Below are 15,949 nucleotides of genomic sequence, written 5' to 3'. Positions count from 1 at the left end.
TTGGCTCGACCAGGCCAGCGTCAATCGGGTGGTACCCGCACCGCCCAGCGTCCGAACCGTCGCCGCGAGGTCGACAACGACGGGCTGATCCCCGTCCTCGCCCGCGCGGTGCGCGAGGTCGAGGCCGCCGCGCAACGCGGTCAGGTCAAGCCCTCGAGCCGCACCAAGTTCCAGGTCATCGCCCTGCTCATGCGCGAAGAACGCGCCCGGGTCAAGGTCGACAAGGCCATCAGCGAGTCCGAGCGCGCCGAGCAGATGAAGCGGCTGGACGGCGTCGCCCAGATCCTCGCCAAGACCGCCGCCCGCGACACGTCGTTGATCACGCTGCTGGGTGACGCGGCGACGGTCAGCGAGGCGGCCAAGACCCTCAAGCGCGACATGCAGATGTCGGCCGGGCTCGAACTCGAGCCCGAGCAGCAGATCATCGTCACCGAGGCCGCGCCGGTGGTGCCGACCTCCGAGCGACAGGTCGTCCCGCAGTCGGTCATCTCGCGACAGCTGGCGAACCCGTTCCTGCCGCCCGACTTCGCCCTCGCCGAGGTCGCCCGCGAGGCGCACCCGCGTCGCCTCGCCAACTGGGAGCTCTTCGGCCCCCTGTTCAAGTCCTTCGATTACGGCGCCGGCGGCGGCTCGGCCTGCATGCCGCTGCCCGAGCCCACCACGGTCGACGCTCCTGCGGGCGCCACGCTGATGCACCACCAGGCGCAGCTCGTCGAGTCCGCCCGCCAAGGCCACCGCACCTACCTGCTCGCCGACGAGCCGGGCCTCGGCAAGACCGCCCAGGCCCTGCTGGCCGCCCAGGCGGCCGCCGCGTACCCGCTGCTCGTCGTCGTGCCGAACGTCGTCAAGACGAACTGGGCCCGCGAGGTCCAGCTGTGGACGCCGACGCGCACGGCGACCGTCATCCACGGCGACGGCGAGAAGCTCGACGCCTTCGCCGACGTGGTCATCGTCAACTACGAGGTGCTCGACCGTCACGTCGGCTGGCTCGGCGACCTCGGCTTCAAGGGCATGATCGTCGACGAGGCCCACTTCATCAAGAACAAGGAGTCGCAGCGGTCGCGCCACGTGCTGCAGCTCGCCCAGCGCATCCGGTCGCGTACCGCGCACCCCCTGCTCATGGCGTTGACCGGCACCCCGCTGATCAACGACATCGAGGACTTCCGCGCCATCTGGGAGTTCCTGGGCTGGATCGGCGACAAGAAGCCCGCTGCCGAGTTGATGGAACGCCTCGAAGAGGTCGGGCTGACCCCTGCCGATCCCGGGTTCTTCTCGTCGGCCCGCGAGATCGTGATCGATCTCGGCATCGTCCGCCGCAAGAAGGTCGACGTCGCCTCCGACATCCCCGCTCGTCGCATCGCCGACCTGCCGGTCGAGCTCGACGACGAGGTGGGCCGGTCCATCCGCGACGCCGAGCGCGAGCTGGCCCGCCGCATGGTGCAGAAGTACCGCACCGCGCTCACCACCCGCACGTCGGGCGTCCGCGTCGAGGGCATCGACCACGACCTCGTCCGCCAGGTCGCCAAGTGGGAGCTCGAGGACGCCAGCGCGTCGAGCACGGGCGAGAACGTCTTCAGCATGGTGCGCCGCATCGGTCAGGCCAAGGCCGGGCTCGCCGCGGACTACACGGCCCAGCTCGCCCGCAACGTCGGCAAGGTGGTGTTCTTCGCCAAGCACATCGACGTCATGGACGTCGCCGAGGCCACCTTCGCCAAGCGCGGCATCAAGTACTCGTCGATCCGCGGGGACCAGACCCCGGCCGTGCGCCAGCGTCAGATCGACGCGTTCGTGAACGATCCCGAGGTCGAGGTCGTCGTCTGCTCGCTGACCGCGGCCGGCGTCGGGCTCAACCTGCAGGTCGCCTCGAACGTCGTACTGGCCGAGTTGTCGTGGACGGATGCCGAGCAGACGCAGGCCATCGACCGCGTGCACCGCATCGGCCAAGCCGAGCCGGTCACGGCGTGGCGCGTCATCGCGGCGCAGACGATCGACACGAAGATCGCCGAACTGATCGACAGCAAGGCCGGCCTCGCCGCCCGCGCTCTCGACGGCGACGACTCCGAGGTCGTCGACTCCGTCGACGTGCAGCTCTCGGCCCTGGTCGCTCTGCTCACCGACGCCCTCGAGGCCTGACCAGGCCCCACCCCACCGCACCGCGACACACCGCGTTTCGTGCACGGCACCGCGACACACCGCCGCACCTCGACGCACCGCGTTTCGTGCACGGCACCCCGACTAGTCACGGTGCCGTGCACGATTCGCGGTGTGGACGCGCGGGAGGCCGGCTCGCTCGAGCCGTGTGACGATCCGCTGCGGACGCGCGAGATCGCGCCAGACGGTTCGTGTCACCCGGTTCACGTAGGGCAGCCCCCTCAGCCGGTCTTCACGGACCTTCTCGAGGACCACGATCTCCTCCGCCGTCAGCCCGTGCCGCATCTCGCGGTCGAGGTACTTCACGAAGCCGTCGAACTCGTCGTACACGCCGTAGGCCTCCCACCCGAAATCGGTGAACCCGATGAGCCCTTCGTCGTCGACGTGCCGTTCCTGGAGACGGGGTGCCGGGAATCCGAGACCGTCCAGGGCGACCCGGTAGACCGATTCACCGGCGGAACCGGCCAGGGGGCTGGCGAACTCGGCGACCCAGGAGGCGCGGGTCGAGCCCCGGACACGGTCTCGTCCCAGCAGGCACGCCTGGTACTCGGCCAGCGTGCACAACCGACGTCGCAGGCAGTGGTCGAGGACGGCCACGGCCTGGCTGCGTGTCCCGCTCAGAGCGACGTCCACGGCCGTCCGGGCCGGCGTGGTCACGAGGAGACCCCGATGAGGGGTGATCTCGTCCGAGAGCAGCGGTGCCGCATGTCTGGTCACGTGCGCACCCGTGTGGGTCCGGGCGCGCGCCGGGTCGGTCGTCGAGACGCGGGCGAGCGGCGGGCCGAGCACAGGCATGCCCCACACCGCGGCCGCCGAGGTGTGGGAGACGACGACCGCGTCACGCATCCGGCCGACCGCGGCCGCCGTTCGGACGGCGTGGCGTTCCTCGCGGCGCAGGCCCCGCCAGACCGCCGACTCGACGTAGCGTCCGGGCGCGACACGCACGAGTTCGCCACGCGCGTGGGCTCGGCGTTCCGACGGATCGTCGAACCGCGAGCGGATGAGGAGGGAACGAAGGTCTCGTTCGTCGGTGGTCACGCGTCGATCGTCTCGGGCGCGAGCGGACTCCGGGATCGGATCTCCCGACCCTGTGGAGGGATGCGGGGGACGGCGGGGCGCGGGACGAGAGGCCGTTCTCAGTCGAGGCGAGTTCGGTGGGTCGGAGAACACCCGACCACCGAAGGAGCACCCCATGCCCGAACTCTCCGGCTACGCCCACGTCGCCATCACCGTCTCCGACCTCGACACGAGCCTCGCCTTCTACGAGAAGCTGCTCGGCTCCGGCCCCGTCGGCCGCATCGAACTCGACGGCCTCGATCGCCGCATCTTCTCCGTCGGCAACGGGCAGATCTTCGGGGTGACGGCCTACACCGGGGGATCGAGCGCGGCCTTCGACCCGACCGTCCCCGGGCTCGACCACATCGGCCTGGCCGTGACCGATCGTGACGGCGTCGTCGCCTGGCAGGAGCACGCCACGTCGGTCGGCATCGAGTCCGACCTGCAGGACGCGGACTTCGGCCACGCCCTCATGATCAAGGACCCCGACGGCAACCAGATCGAGTTCTTCGCCCCGCCGGCACAGAACTGACATGGGCCGCCTGCCGGCATCGCACCACGATTCGTACACCGCACCGCGACTAGATGGTGTGTGGTGCACGAAACGCGGTGCGCTGCATGGCGGCGGGTGGCGTGCGACGAGCGCTGCGTGGCTTGCAGAGACCGGCGGAGTGCGGGTCGGCCTCAGCGGTCGCGGGCGGCGGCGAGCAGGTTGCGTTCGTCGTCGGGCTCTAGCCCCGCACCGTGAGGGCCGGCCGCGCCGGGACGCGAGAGCTCCCACGCGAGGACGTCGCGCAGCGTCTCGTCCACGGGGCGCGGCACGAGGCCCGTGGCCCGGCCCGCGCCTCCTGACCGGGCGCCGAAGCCCGCGTGCGTGGCGACGGGCACCCAGAGGGGCATCGACCGGGGTCCGGCCCACGGTCCGACCCCGTGAGCGTCGAGCCAGGCCTCGTCGACCGGGACGACCTCGCCCGTGTGCCCGGCGACCCGGCGGGCCACCGCGAGGTGGTCGGCCAGCGACTGCCGATCACCCACCGCGTCGAACGGCCCCGAGACACCTCGCTCGAGGGATGCGACGATCCAGCCCGCCAGGTCCCGGACGTCGATCGGCTGCACGTCGAGACCGGGCACGTCGGGCACGAGTACGGGGTCGGGCTCCGTGGACGCGGCAGCCCGGGCGAAGCGGACCGGCCACCACCCCGTGCGCCCGGTGTGGTCGCCCGGTCCGCCGATGAGGCCCGCCCGGACGAGCAGCGACCGATCGGCCCCGAAGGCCTCGACGACGGCGCGCTCACCTGCGACCTTCGACCCGCCGTAGTCCGACTCGTCGGCGTCGACGAGGGCCGCCGTCTCGTCCGCCCCGGTGGTCGCGGTGTCGGCGTAGACGCTGACGCTCGAGACGAAGACGAAGGAGGCGCTGGCCGGCTCGAGCACCGAGACCGCGTCACGCACGTGCGACGCCTCGCGGCTCAGGTCGACGACCGCGTCCCAGCGCCGTCCGCCCTCGAGCACGGGATCGTACGCCCCGGGCGTGCGGCGGTCGGCCCGGACGAACGTCGCGCCGTCGGGGACGCCGCCGGACGACCCGCGGGCGAGACACGTGACGTCGTGGCCACCGGCGAGGGCCGCCTCGACGATCGTCCGACCGAGCCAGGCGGTGCCGCCGAGGATCAGCAGCCGCAGGGGGCGACGTGCCGAGGCGGTCGTGCCGGTCGGGCCCACGACGGCGTCAGAGACCGAGCTTGGCCTGGACGTCGGCGAGCGACGGGTTCGTGGCCGTCGAACCGTCGGGGTAGATGATCGTCGGCACGGTCTGGTTGCCGCCGTTGGCCTTCTCGACGATCTCGGCCGTGCCGGGCACCTCTTCGATGTTGACCTCGGTGAAGGCGATGCCCTGCTTGCCGAGCTGCTGCTTGAGTCGGGCGCAGTAGCCGCACCACGAGGTGCTGAACATGGTGATACTGCCGGACTCGGGGACGTACGTGCTCGCGATGTCGCTCATGGCCCCAGGCTAAGCCCGGTCGGCGGTGAGCGCCGGGGGAGTTGGCTGGGAGGCGAACCAGCACGCACCACGAAGGGAACACCATGGCAGACACGGTCGCCGACCAGATCATCGCCCAGCTCGTCACCGCCGGGGTCCGGCGCATCTACGGCATCGTCGGCGACAGCCTGAACCCGATCGTCGACGCCGTGCGTCGCACCGGTGGATCGGCGAAGGGCGGGATCGACTGGATCCACGTCCGCAACGAGGAGGCCGCGGCGTTCATGGCCTCGGGCGACGCCCAGATGAGCGGCGAGCTCGCCGTCTGCGCCGGGTCGTGCGGGCCGGGCAACCTGCACCTGATCAACGGCCTGTACGACGCCAACCGCAGCCGCGCAAAGGTACTGGCCATCGCGAGCCACATCCCGAGCACGATGATCGGCTCGGACTACTTCCAGGAGACCCACCCCGACCGCCTCTTCGTCGAGTGCTCGGGCTACAGCGAGATGATCTCGACGGCCGAGCAGTCGCCGATGGTGGTCGCCAGCGCGATCCGGCACACCCTGGCGGGCGAAGGCGTCAGCGTCATCACGCTGCCGGGCGACATCGCCGAGCTCGACGCGGGCGGCAATGTGCCCGCGTACGTCAGCGTCCGTCCGCCCGAGCTCGTGCCGGATCGGCACGACGTGCAGGCCCTGGCCGACGCGATCAACCAGGCCGACACCGTCGCGTTCTTCGTCGGCGAGGGCGGCCGCGGGTCGCACGACGAGATCATCGCGCTGGCCGACGTCGTGGCCGCCCCGATCGGGCACAGTCTGCGCGGCAAGGACGTCATCCAGTACGACAACCCGTTCGACGTCGGCATGACCGGCCTGCTCGGCTACGGGGCCGCCCACGCCGGCATCCACGACGCCGATCTGCTCGTGCTGCTCGGGACCGACTTCCCGTACCCGCAGTTCCTGCCGGACGCCTCGAAGGTGACCATCGCGCAGGTCGACGTCGACGCCGCCGTCATCGGCCGTCGCGCCGACGTGCAGGTGCCCGTGCACGGCGCGATCGCCCCGACCCTCCGGGCGCTCATGCCGCTCGTGACCCGCAAGAAGAACCGGAAGTTCCTCGACAAGACGCTCAAGAAGCACGAGAAGCTGATGACGGGTGCGGTCGGGGCCTACACGAAGAACGTCGAGAAGATGCGGCCGATCCACCCGGAGTACGCGGCCTCGCTGCTCGACGAGGTCGCCGCCGACAACGCGATCTTCACGGCCGACACGGGCATGGGCAACGTCTGGGCCGCGCGCTACGTCACCCCGACCCCGCGCCGACGCATCTTCGGCTCGTACCTGCACGGCTCGATGGCGAACGCCCTGCCGCACGCCCTCGGGGCGCAGATGGCGTACCCCGACCGCCAGGTCGTCTCGATCTCCGGCGACGGCGGGCTGTCGATGCTGATGGGCGAGCTCGTCACGGCGCAGATGTACCAGCTGCCGGTCAAGATCGTGGTCTTCAACAACTCGACGTTGGGCCTCGTCAAGCTCGAGATGCTCGTCGACGGATTCCCCGACTTCGGCGTCGACGTGCCCTACACGGACTACGCCGCGGTGGCGCGCGCCATCGGCATCCACGCCGTCCACGTCGACGACCCCCGCGACCTCCGGGCGGCCTACGAGGCAGCCTTCGAACACGACGGTCCGGCGCTCGTCGACATCGCGACCGACCCGAAGGCGCTCTCGCTGCCCCCGACGATCACGGGCGCCCAGGTGAAGGGCTTCTCGCTCGCCATGTCTAAGATCGTCATGAACGGCGGCGCGGGCGAGGCCGTGGCCATGGCGCGGTCGAACCTGCGCAACGTGCCCCGTCCCTGAAGCCGTCGCCGCGCCTCCTGCGTCCTCGCTCCCGAGGGGTCAGGAGGCGCGGTGCGTCACGGGCAGGACACCTCGCGACCCTGCCCGCCCGGCTCAGCCCGCGGCGGGAGCGCTGCGCGCGGCCAGCCGGGCGACGGCCGTGAGCGGGATGTCGATCCAGTCCGGCCGGTTGCGGCTCTCGTAGATCGCCTCGTACACGGCCTTGTCGATCTCGAACGCGTCGAGCAGGGCGCGGGCGGCTCGGACGTCGACACCGGACGAGGCGACGTACCCGTCGACGAACGCGCGGCGGGCGTCGTGCGCCCAGGCCTTCGCGTCGACCGGCACGTCCTCTTGCGCGAGCGAGCCGGCCACGTAGTCGAAGGACCTCAGCATGCCCGCGATGTCACGGATCGGCAGGTCGGGGCGCGAGCGCTCGGGCATCGGCCGCAGGGGCTCGCCCTCGAAGTCGATGAGCATCCAGCCGCGCTCGGGCGAGAGCAGGGCCTGACCGAGGTGCAGGTCGCCGTGGATGCGTTGCAGGTCGGGCCAGTGCAGGTGCTCGGCCGCGTCGTAGACCCCTCCGATCGCATCGGCGTGCTCGGCGATCTGCGGCACCTCGCGCGCCGCGGTCGTGATGCGCCGCCGCATGCTCGTCAGGGCCCCGGCGATCTCGTCGTCGCCGGCGGGCACCGTGCCGAGGTCGGTGGCGAGGGTGGCGTGCACCTCGGCCACGGCCACGCCGAGCGCGTGGGCCTCGGCCGTGAAGTCGGTGCCCTCGGCCGCGGCCGTCAGGGCCACGCGCCAGGCGTCCTCGAGGCCGGGCAGGAACTCCTGGGAGAAGGCGAGGTGGCCGGTGGCCGTTCCGCCCTCGCGTCCGACGTCGGGCCAGGTCGCCCGCAGCGAGCCGAACGACGAGGGGACGTGCGTCGACCCGCCCCGGGTCAGGGCGGCCTGGGTCGTGACGTCCGGGTTGTCGCCGTGGTGCAGGACCCGGAAGACCTTCGCGATGACCTGGTCGACGGGACCGCCCTCGACGTCGTAGACGATGGACGTGTTCGACTGCTCACCCGAGAGCACGCGCGAGCGACGCACCTGCCCGGGGTCGACGATGCACGTGCCGTCGACCGTGACGTCGGCACCCTCGACGTGCGCCTCGGCGGACATGGTGCGCAGCAACTCACGGGCGTAGGCCGGGTCGTGGGGGCCGTCGTAGAGATAGCGTCCGTCGGCCGAGCCGATGAAGGCCGAGTCGCCGCCGGGCAGGGGCGTCGCCCGGCTGACGAGGGGCACCTGGTACAGGACGGGGACGTCCGCCGCCTCGTCGATGATCAGCAGCGTCATGGTGAGGGCGTCGTCCACCTCGGCCTCGAACGAGCCGATCACCCGCAGCGCGGGCGTCCGTCCCTTGGTCGCGTACCAGCGCTGTCGCGCCATCCATCCGGCAAGAATCGGTGCCACATCGCTCATGCGACGACCCTACGCCGGGCCGCCCGGCGGGGTCCGGGAGCGGCCCACCAGCCCCTCGACTACAACGGAGTGATGAGCACCGCATCCCCGCGCCGCACCGAACAGACCGAGATCGAGCGCAAGTACGACGTCCACGAGAGCGCCCGGGTGCCCGACCTGGCCGGGGTGGGCGGTGGCACCGCCGGGGCACCGGTCGTCGACGTCGTCGGGCACGACGACCCGGTCGAACTCGCCGCGACCTACTGGGACACCGTCGACCACACGCTGCTCGGGGCCCGGACCACCCTCAGGAGGCGCGAGGGCGGTGGCGACGCCGGATGGCACCTCAAGCTGCCGCCGTCGGCCGGCACGTCCGGGCGCCGCGAGGTGCACTGGCCGCTCGGCGAACCCGACGAGCCCGTGCCGGACGCCCTGCGGCGGCTGGTCGAGGCACGGCTGCGGGGCCGGCCCGTGCACCCCGTGCTGCGACTCGAGACGACGCGCACCGTGACCCGCCTGCTCGACGGCTCGGGCCGCCGGCTGGCCGAACTCGCCGACGACGTCGTGCGGGCGTCGAACCCCGACACGGGCGTGCTGCGCACCTGGCGCGAGTGGGAGGTCGAGCTCGCGCCGGGCGTCGACGGCGACGAGGGCGAGCGGCTGCTCGACGCCGTCGCCGAGCGACTCGAGTCGGCCGGGGCGTCGGTGTCGTCGTCGAAGTCGAAGCTGGCCCGAGGACTGGGCTCGGAGCCGGCTGGGCCGTCGGTGACGGGCGAAGGCGCGGGCGGGGCCGCCTCGACGGTCGTGCCTGCCGGGGCCCCTGCCCCGGCCCCGAAGAAGAAGTCGGCCGCGGCTTTCGTGGCGTCCGCCGCGTCGGGACTCCGTGACGAGCTGCTCGCGGTCGACGCCGCCGTGCGCGACGGCCGGCCGGAGGCCGTCCATCGGCTACGGACCACGATTCGTCGACTGCGCGCCCTGCTGACCGTGTGGGACGGCGTCCTCGACCCCGCGCTCGCCGCGACCGTCGTGGCGGGTGCCCGCCACGTCGGCCAGGTCTCGGGGGTCGCTCGGGACGTCGAGGTGGCGCGTGGCCGGGTGGCGACCCGCGCCTCCTCGGCTCCGGCGGGGTTCGTGGCCGCCCAGGCCACGGGGCGGATCGACGCCCGGCTCGGCGAACGGCTCGACGAGGCCGTCGGTGACGTGCGTCGCCTGCTCGACTCGGGAGCCTGGTTCGACCTGCTGGACGCGGTCGACGCGCTCGTGGCGGCCCCGGCGACGGGCACGCACGCGGCGGACCCGGCGGCCGAGCTCTCCGCCGCACGGCTGCGGGGCGAGCGGAAGCGGACGAAGCGGGCCGTCCGGGCCGGGCTCGCGGCACAGGACGCGACGGACCTCGAGAACGGAGCGGCGGCGGTCTCGGCCCTGCACGACGCCCGGAAGGCCGCCCGACGGCTGCGGTACGCCCTCGAGGCCGACCGGCTCCGCAGCGGGTCGGGTCGCGGCCGCGCCCGCCGGGCCGAGGCCGTGCAGGACGCCCTCGGCGAGCACCGGGACGCCCTGGCCGCGGTGAGGACGGTGCGCGAGGTCGCGTCGTTCGCCCACCGGTCCGGCGAGGATGCCTTCGGCTACGGCGTGCTGGCGACCCTGGAGGCTCGCGGGGCCGAGGACGCCCTCCGCCGCTTCCGCCGCGCTGCCCGACGGCTCTGACCGCGGAGGCCGGAGACCGGAGGCCAGGGCAGAGGGCGGAGGGTGGGCCGAACCCGACCGTGCCGGACGCCGAACACGGGCGTGTCCGTGGCGGACGGTCGATCGGGCCCGCCCACATCCGTCGGACTCGCCCGTCTTCGGTCGGGCCCGCCGACGCCGGGCGGGTCAGGACGGTCGGGTCGCTTCCCTCGGGCGGCGGGCCGAACCCGACCGCGCCTCCTTCGGGCGGCGGGCCGAACCCGACCGCGCCTCCTTCCGGCGGCGGGCCGAACCCGACCGCGCCTCCTTCGGGCGGCGGGCCGAACCCGACATCTGCCGCCCGACACGCCGTGCGCAGGGAGACATGAGCGGCGTGTCGTCACCTGGTGGTCGCGATTTGCACAGGCAGGCAGGCAGGCAGGCACTCGGGGCGAGGCCGGCAGGGATGGGGTCAGGGGGTGCGGCGGGCGAGCACGGCTTGCAGCTTGCGGACGGTGGCGTCGTTGCGGGCCGTGACCGGCGTGGGCAGTCCGCGCCACCAGGCGGCGGGAACCCGCGAGGCGAGGACGCCCGCCGGCAGCCACTGGTAGACGGCGTCCGGCGCGACGACCAGGTCTTCGTCGCCCAGGTCGACGGCAGGAGGCGCGACCCCGTCGAGAGCGCCCGGCACCTCGGCGAACGCCACCGACAGCAACGTCGGCTCGCGCCCCTCGCGGCCGTCGTGCCCTTCGCCGCCGGCTTCGCCGTCGTGCCCATCGTGCCCGTCGCCGCCGTCGCGTCGGAGCGGGTTGGCCACGGCCAGCCGCGTGAAGCGCACGGCGTCGAGCAGCACCAGGTCGGCGTCGACGCCGGTGGCCCGGGCGATCGCCGCCCGGAGCCCGGCCGCGTCGTCGGCACCGAGCCGCGACGAGGCCCCGAACACCAGGTTGCCGCTGTTCAGCAACGTCTCGGGGCGTTCGAAGCCGAGGTCGGCGGCCACGCGCCGCAGGTCGGCCATGGCCACCCGCTTGGCCGTGCCGACGTTGACGCCCCGCAGCAGCGCGACGGGGTCCACGCGCGTCAGGCCCGCCCGAGGACGTCGAGGATCCACGCGATCTCGAACGCCCGCTCGCGCCACGACTCGTACCGACCGCTGACGCCTCCGTGCCCGGCTGACATCTCGGTCTTGAGCAGCACCGGGGCGTCGACCTCGCGCAGCCGCGCCACCCACTTGGCGGGTTCGACGTAGAGCACCCGGGTGTCGTTGATCGAGGTCACGGCGAGGATTCGCGGGTAGGTCACGTCGTCGCGCACGTTCTCGTACGGGCTGTAACCGCGCATGTACTCGTAGACCTCGGCGTCGTGCAGGGGGTCGCCCCACTCGTCCCACTCGATCACGGTGAGCGGCAGGTCGGGGTCGAGGATGCTCGTGAGGGCGTCGACGAACGGGACGGCCGCGACGATGCCGGCGAACCGGTCGGGGGCGATGTTCGCCACCGCGCCCATCAGCAGGCCGCCCGCGCTGCCGCCCTCGGCCACCATCAGTTCGGGGGTCGTGCGTCCCTCGGCGATGAGGTGGTCGGCGACGGCGACGAAGTCGGTGAAGGTGTTCTTCTTCGTCAACGTCTTGCCGTCCTCGTACCAGGAGCGTCCCAGCTCACCGCCGCCGCGGACGTGCGCCACGGCGAACACGACGCCGCGGTCGAGCAACGACAGGCGGGCGACGCTGAAACCCGGGTCGATGCTGTGCTCGTACGAGCCGTAGCCGTAGAGGTGCACCGGTGAGGGCCCCTCGGCGGGGACGGCGTCACGACGCCAGACGAGCGACACGGGGACGCGGGTGCCGTCGGCCGCCGTGGCCCACTCGCGGGCCTGGTCGTAGTCGGCCGGGTCGTAGCCGCCGAGGACGTTCTGGCGCTTGAGCAGGTGACGCTCGCCCGTTCGGACGTCGAGGTCGTAGACCGTCGACGGCGTGACGAACGAGGTGTAGCCGAAGCGGACGGTCGGCTGGTCGAACTCGGGGTTGCCGCCCGCGCCCGCGGCGAACAGCGGCTCGTCGAAGCCGACCTCGGTGACCTCGCCGTAGCCGTCGGGACCGAGCGGCACGACCGCGAAGCGCGGCAGCGCGTCGCGGCGGTACTCGACCACGAGGTGGCCGGAGAACGCGTCGACGGACTCGAGCCGGACGGAGGCGCGGTGCTCGACGATCACGCGGCGGTCGGTCGTCGAGGTGGGGTCGTCGGCCGGCACGTCGACGAGCTCGAAGTTCTCGGCGCCGTCGTTGTGGACGATCAGCAGGCGGTCGCTGCCCGCGACGATCGCGTGTTCGACGTCGTACTCGACGCCCTCGCGACGCGGCCAGACGACCCGGAACTCGCCGGTCGGGTCGGCCGCGTCGAGCAGCCAGGTCTCGCTCGTGATCTTCGACCCGACGTCGACAACGAGGTACTGGCGGCTGCGGGTGAGGCCCACCCCGATCCAGTAGCGGTCGTCGGTCTCGGTGAACACCGTGACGTCCTCGCCGGGCTGCCCGACCTCGTGACGCCAGATGGTGTCGGGCCGCCAGGACTCGTCGACGGTGGGGTAGAAGACGTAGCGACCGGTGGCGTCGAACAGGGCGCCGGCGGCCGTGCCGGTGACCACGTCGTCGAGGTCGTGGCCGGTCGTCAGGTCGCGGATGCGCAGCGTGTAGCGCTCGTCGCCCTCGACGTCGACCGCGTAGGCGAGCAGGGAGCCGTCGGGCGAGACGTCGAAGCTGCCGATCGAGAAGAAGTCGTGGCCCTCTGCCTCGGCGTTTGCGTCGAGCAGCACCTGCTCGCCCTCGGCGGCCTCGCCCGCCTCGATCGACGGGGGAGTCCAGTCGTCGGGCCCGGCGATCGGTGCGCGGCAGTGGATGCCGTACTGCTGCCCCTCGGCCGTGCGCGAGTAGTACCACCACGAACCCTCACGGACCGGGACGCCCAGGTCGGTCTCTTGCACCCGGCCCTTGATCTCGTCGAAGACCGTCTGCCGCAGATCGGCGAGGTGGGCCGTCTCGGCCTCGGTGTGCGCGTTCTCGGCCTCGAGGTGCGCGACGACCTCGGGGTCGTCCTTGGCGCGGAGCCACTCGTAGTCGTCGACGAAGTCGTGACCGTGGTGCGAGCGGGTGACGGGCTTCTGGGGGGCGCGGGGGGCAGGAACGGAGGCCATCACCCGAGCCTAACGGCGGCTCAGATCGAGCGGTCGCTCGCGGTGATTCCGCCGAAGGCCGGTACCTCGGGGTACTCGTCCGAGGCGACGTGGACGTCGGCCGGGTCGGGGGCCTCGCCCTCGCGGGCCTCGTCGATCGCCTGCTCGGGGGTGCCGGCCTTCTCCGCCGCCGACTCGGAGTGCGTCCCGGGGACGGTGTACGTCGCGTCGACGTCGTGGCCGGCCGGGTCGGTCGCGGCGGACGCGCCGTCGCGGGGTTCCGAGGTGTAGGGAGTCGTGGTCTCGTCGCGGTCGCTCATGTCGGGGACGGTACCCGCGCCTCCTCGGCGACGTCCGGTCGGGTCGTCGGTCGTCCGCCTGCCCCGACGCGGGTCACCGCCCGGCCCGGCGGTCAGTCGTCGACCGGCAAGGCGGTGGTCGGCGCGGTCAAGCCCTGGACGGTGGGGCCGAGGTGCGCCTCGCCGGGTTCGAGGTCGGAGATGGACCGGCGGTCGGACCGCAGCCGCCTCACCGAGGCGTTGAGCCGGGCGTGCAGCTGCATGAGGTGCAGGCGGTAGCGCTCGGGAGCGTCGTCGCTGTCGTCGAGGAACGTGTTGCAGGCGAGCGTCATCTCGTTGAGCACGGGCAGGGCCGACGAGCGGGGGCGGAGTGCTCGCCGGGCCCGCCGGATCTCACCCCGCAGGGCCGAGATCGAATGGCGCGCCTGCTCGTAGACGGGGTCGAGGGCGCGGGGGTTGGGGCTGAGCCTCGGCGCCACCCGGCGCAGCACGCGCCGGAAGTGGATCTCGGTGATCAGCTCGTTGAGGGCGGACGCCTCGCGCCGCCGCGATTCGATCAGACGCACGAGCAGGTTCGACGCGAACGCCGCCCCGGCACCCACGAAGGCACCCACGGTCACCGTCACGACGTCCCACCAGCTCATGGCCACACGCTACGACGCACCACCGACAGGCGGGGCGGGGGAGCGTCGGTCAGCGGGAGGCGTCGTCGAGCCGACCCATGAGCGACCAGACGGCCCGCGACAGCTCGGGGTGCCACAACGCGATGGTGCGCAGGTAGCCGAGTTCGTCGGCGAGCCCGAGCCCCGTCGCGGTCGGCACGCCGTCGGTGCCGAGGGCGTCGGCCCGCAGCGAGATGACGACCTGCTCGTCGACGGTGGGCAGCCCGGGGATGACGTCCCAGGGGTCCTCGCCGTTGCGGCAGCGCAGTTCGATGAGGGCGGAGAGCTCGTCGTGGGCCTCGGCGCGCAGCACCTCGAGGCTGCGACCGGCGCCGAGGAACTCCGGCCCGGGGCGTCGCCTCCCGCTCGATCGTGCTTCGGACATGCCGACGAGCCTACGCGCGAGCCGCCGAGCCGTTCCCGGGGACGCGCCCCGCGCCTCCGGCCGTCCGTCCTCCCGGCATGACGGCAGCCGATAGCCTGCCGTCATGCCGGTCTACCGCGTCTGCGTCGCCTACCTGTTGCGGGAACACGAGGGCCGCACCCAGGTGCTGCTGGGTCGCAAGAAGCGTGGACTCGGCACGGGGCACTGGGTCGGCCTCGGCGGCAAGCTCGAGCCGGGCGAGGGGGTCGAGGAGGCGGTGGTCCGCGAGATCGCGGAGGAGAGCGGCGTCGAGGTGCTCCCGTCCGACCTCGACCGGCGGGGCGACCTGCTGTACCTCTTCCCGCACCGCGAGAGCTGGAGCCAGCGGTCGACGGTCTTCGTCGTCACCGCGTGGCGCGGCGAACCGGCCGAGAGCGACGAGCTGGTGCCGCGGTGGTTCGACCTCGACGACCTGCCCCTGGACGAGATGTGGGACGACGCGTCGCGCTGGCTGCCCGGGGTGCTCGCCGGGGGACGGGTGGCTCGGACGTTCGTGTTCGCGGCCGACCTCGCGACGGTGGCCTCCGACGCCCCGCTGCCCGCCGGCCACGCCGGTCCCTGAGGTCGTCCGGCCCTGGCGCATGGCCCTCGCAGAGGGGGGCGCGGCGGCGGCGCGCCCCGCTTAGGGTCGGACCCGAGACGGATCTCGGGGGACACCCCCGCCGTCGGACGGATCTCACGGGGAGCGACATGACCAGCTACGACGGCCTGACCACGACCACGGTCCGGAGCGCGGCCGGCACCGCCATGGCGCCCCGCCACCTGTCGTTGCCGCTGTGGCTGCCCGCGGTCGCCTGGGCCCTCGGCCTCGTCGCCGTCGTGGTCGGAGCGGCGTTCGGCGGCGTCCTGTGGGCACTCTCGAGCCTCGGCGTGGTCGCCCTCGTCGCGGGCATGGCCGCCACGGCCGCGCGATGGCACCGCATCGAACGCCTGGCCGCGAACGAGCTGGCCGAACGACGGGCGTCGGCCGCCGAGGCCCGACTCGTCTGAGACCGGTACCTCACCCGCCCGGGGTCAGCGCCCGCGTCGAGTCCTGGTGCGGGACAGCCCCGCCCGCACGAAGAAGTCGACGACACCCGTGAGCACAGCGCCGACGACCGCGATCCAGGCGTAGCCGACGAAGCGTGCCGCGACGTCGGGACCACCCTGTGGTGCCAGCGTGACCGAGAACACGTAGAGCGTCCCGGCCGCGACGAGCAGCAGGACGACGAGGGTGACGAGCAGACGGTGCAGGGTGTTCGTGGTCACGAGCG

The 15,949-nt window shown here is 72.7% G+C and carries 16 protein-coding genes; 6 read left to right on the top strand and 10 right to left on the bottom strand.

Features of this window, described 5'->3' with window-relative positions; translation table 11 throughout:
* On the top strand, positions 1-2,133 hold the full coding sequence (locus IFT88_RS13005) for a DEAD/DEAH box helicase (protein ID WP_192121067.1): 2,133 nt from the start codon (positions 1-3) through the stop codon (positions 2,131-2,133).
* Between the two features lie 102 nt (positions 2,134-2,235).
* Here IFT88_RS13005 and IFT88_RS13000 read toward each other — a convergent pair whose 3' ends face one another.
* Positions 2,236-3,189 (bottom strand): hypothetical protein, encoded by a 954-nt coding sequence (locus IFT88_RS13000; protein WP_052505383.1) that lies wholly within the window; start codon positions 3,187-3,189, stop codon positions 2,236-2,238.
* 154 nt (positions 3,190-3,343) lie between these two features.
* Here IFT88_RS13000 and IFT88_RS12995 point away from each other — a divergent pair, with 154 nt between their 5' ends.
* On the top strand, positions 3,344-3,739 hold the full coding sequence (locus IFT88_RS12995; RefSeq protein ID WP_192121065.1) for a VOC family protein: 396 nt from the start codon (positions 3,344-3,346) through the stop codon (positions 3,737-3,739).
* Positions 3,740-3,891: 152 nt separating this feature from the next.
* Here the strand turns inward: IFT88_RS12995 and IFT88_RS12990 are convergent, their stop codons facing one another.
* Positions 3,892-4,929, bottom strand: a complete 1,038-nt coding sequence (locus tag IFT88_RS12990) for an NAD-dependent epimerase/dehydratase family protein (protein ID WP_342212156.1) — start codon at positions 4,927-4,929, stop codon at positions 3,892-3,894.
* Between the two features lie 7 nt (positions 4,930-4,936).
* The gene (locus tag IFT88_RS12985) at positions 4,937-5,209 is read right to left on the bottom strand and encodes a mycoredoxin (RefSeq protein WP_043596421.1); all 273 of its coding nucleotides are present in this window, start codon (positions 5,207-5,209) and stop codon (positions 4,937-4,939) included.
* An 83-nt stretch (positions 5,210-5,292) separates the two neighbouring features.
* On the opposite strand from IFT88_RS12985, the gene IFT88_RS12980 reads away from it, so the two are divergent.
* Entirely contained in the window at positions 5,293-7,050 is a 1,758-nt protein-coding gene (locus IFT88_RS12980; protein WP_192121063.1) for a pyruvate dehydrogenase, read from the top strand.
* Positions 7,051-7,143: 93 nt separating this feature from the next.
* On the opposite strand, the gene IFT88_RS12975 is transcribed toward IFT88_RS12980, so the two are convergent.
* Positions 7,144-8,499: a maltokinase N-terminal cap-like domain-containing protein gene (locus IFT88_RS12975; protein ID WP_192121061.1), complete on the bottom strand. Its 1,356-nt coding sequence runs from the start codon at positions 8,497-8,499 to the stop codon at positions 7,144-7,146.
* Positions 8,500-8,571: 72 nt separating this feature from the next.
* Between IFT88_RS12975 and IFT88_RS12970 the strand changes: the two genes are divergently transcribed.
* Positions 8,572-10,185, top strand: a complete 1,614-nt coding sequence (locus tag IFT88_RS12970; protein WP_192121059.1) for a CYTH and CHAD domain-containing protein — start codon at positions 8,572-8,574, stop codon at positions 10,183-10,185.
* A 430-nt stretch (positions 10,186-10,615) separates the two neighbouring features.
* Here the strand turns inward: IFT88_RS12970 and IFT88_RS16815 are convergent, their stop codons facing one another.
* The 5 genes from IFT88_RS16815 to IFT88_RS12945 form a co-directional block, all read right to left on the bottom strand.
* Positions 10,616-11,218 (bottom strand): DUF1697 domain-containing protein, encoded by a 603-nt coding sequence (locus IFT88_RS16815; protein ID WP_199859246.1) that lies wholly within the window; start codon positions 11,216-11,218, stop codon positions 10,616-10,618.
* Between the two features lie 5 nt (positions 11,219-11,223).
* Entirely contained in the window at positions 11,224-13,332 is a 2,109-nt protein-coding gene (locus tag IFT88_RS12960) for a S9 family peptidase (RefSeq protein WP_192121056.1), read from the bottom strand.
* A gap of 20 nt (positions 13,333-13,352) precedes the next feature.
* Positions 13,353-13,631 (bottom strand): hypothetical protein, encoded by a 279-nt coding sequence (locus IFT88_RS12955; protein WP_192121055.1) that lies wholly within the window; start codon positions 13,629-13,631, stop codon positions 13,353-13,355.
* Between the two features lie 92 nt (positions 13,632-13,723).
* Positions 13,724-14,254: a hypothetical protein gene (locus tag IFT88_RS12950; RefSeq protein ID WP_143048733.1), complete on the bottom strand. Its 531-nt coding sequence runs from the start codon at positions 14,252-14,254 to the stop codon at positions 13,724-13,726.
* A gap of 49 nt (positions 14,255-14,303) precedes the next feature.
* Positions 14,304-14,657, bottom strand: a complete 354-nt coding sequence (locus IFT88_RS12945; RefSeq protein WP_249409032.1) for a hypothetical protein — start codon at positions 14,655-14,657, stop codon at positions 14,304-14,306.
* Between the two features lie 103 nt (positions 14,658-14,760).
* Between IFT88_RS12945 and IFT88_RS12940 the strand changes: the two genes are divergently transcribed.
* Complete coding sequence (locus tag IFT88_RS12940; protein ID WP_043596434.1) at positions 14,761-15,258, top strand: 8-oxo-dGTP diphosphatase; 498 nt, start codon at positions 14,761-14,763, stop codon at positions 15,256-15,258.
* A 128-nt stretch (positions 15,259-15,386) separates the two neighbouring features.
* Positions 15,387-15,686 (top strand): hypothetical protein, encoded by a 300-nt coding sequence (locus IFT88_RS12935; protein ID WP_192121053.1) that lies wholly within the window; start codon positions 15,387-15,389, stop codon positions 15,684-15,686.
* A gap of 24 nt (positions 15,687-15,710) precedes the next feature.
* Here IFT88_RS12935 and IFT88_RS12930 read toward each other — a convergent pair whose 3' ends face one another.
* Entirely contained in the window at positions 15,711-15,944 is a 234-nt protein-coding gene (locus IFT88_RS12930; protein WP_192121051.1) for a hypothetical protein, read from the bottom strand.
* Positions 15,945-15,949 lie beyond the last annotated feature (5 nt).

The sequence above is a fragment of the Frigoribacterium sp. CFBP 8751 genome (assembly GCF_014841545.1).
Lineage (GTDB): Bacteria > Actinomycetota > Actinomycetes > Actinomycetales > Microbacteriaceae > Frigoribacterium.
The sequence above is the reverse complement of the archived record's forward strand: the minus strand, read 5'-3'. Positions and strand labels throughout refer to the sequence as shown.

Coding starts and splice junctions, on each gene's coding strand:
- IFT88_RS12995 (WP_192121065.1), top strand. CDS start 3,344: ATGCCCGAACTCTCCGGCTACGCCCACGTCGCCATCACCGTCTCCGAC.
- IFT88_RS12985 (WP_043596421.1), bottom strand. CDS start 5,209: ATGAGCGACATCGCGAGCACGTACGTCCCCGAGTCCGGCAGTATCACC.
- IFT88_RS12980 (WP_192121063.1), top strand. CDS start 5,293: ATGGCAGACACGGTCGCCGACCAGATCATCGCCCAGCTCGTCACCGCC.
- IFT88_RS12975 (WP_192121061.1), bottom strand. CDS start 8,499: ATGAGCGATGTGGCACCGATTCTTGCCGGATGGATGGCGCGACAGCGC.
- IFT88_RS12970 (WP_192121059.1), top strand. CDS start 8,572: ATGAGCACCGCATCCCCGCGCCGCACCGAACAGACCGAGATCGAGCGC.
- IFT88_RS12960 (WP_192121056.1), bottom strand. CDS start 13,332: ATGGCCTCCGTTCCTGCCCCCCGCGCCCCCCAGAAGCCCGTCACCCGC.
- IFT88_RS12955 (WP_192121055.1), bottom strand. CDS start 13,631: ATGAGCGACCGCGACGAGACCACGACTCCCTACACCTCGGAACCCCGC.
- IFT88_RS12950 (WP_143048733.1), bottom strand. CDS start 14,254: ATGAGCTGGTGGGACGTCGTGACGGTGACCGTGGGTGCCTTCGTGGGT.
- IFT88_RS12945 (WP_249409032.1), bottom strand. CDS start 14,657: ATGTCCGAAGCACGATCGAGCGGGAGGCGACGCCCCGGGCCGGAGTTC.
- IFT88_RS12940 (WP_043596434.1), top strand. CDS start 14,761: ATGCCGGTCTACCGCGTCTGCGTCGCCTACCTGTTGCGGGAACACGAG.
- IFT88_RS12935 (WP_192121053.1), top strand. CDS start 15,387: ATGACCAGCTACGACGGCCTGACCACGACCACGGTCCGGAGCGCGGCC.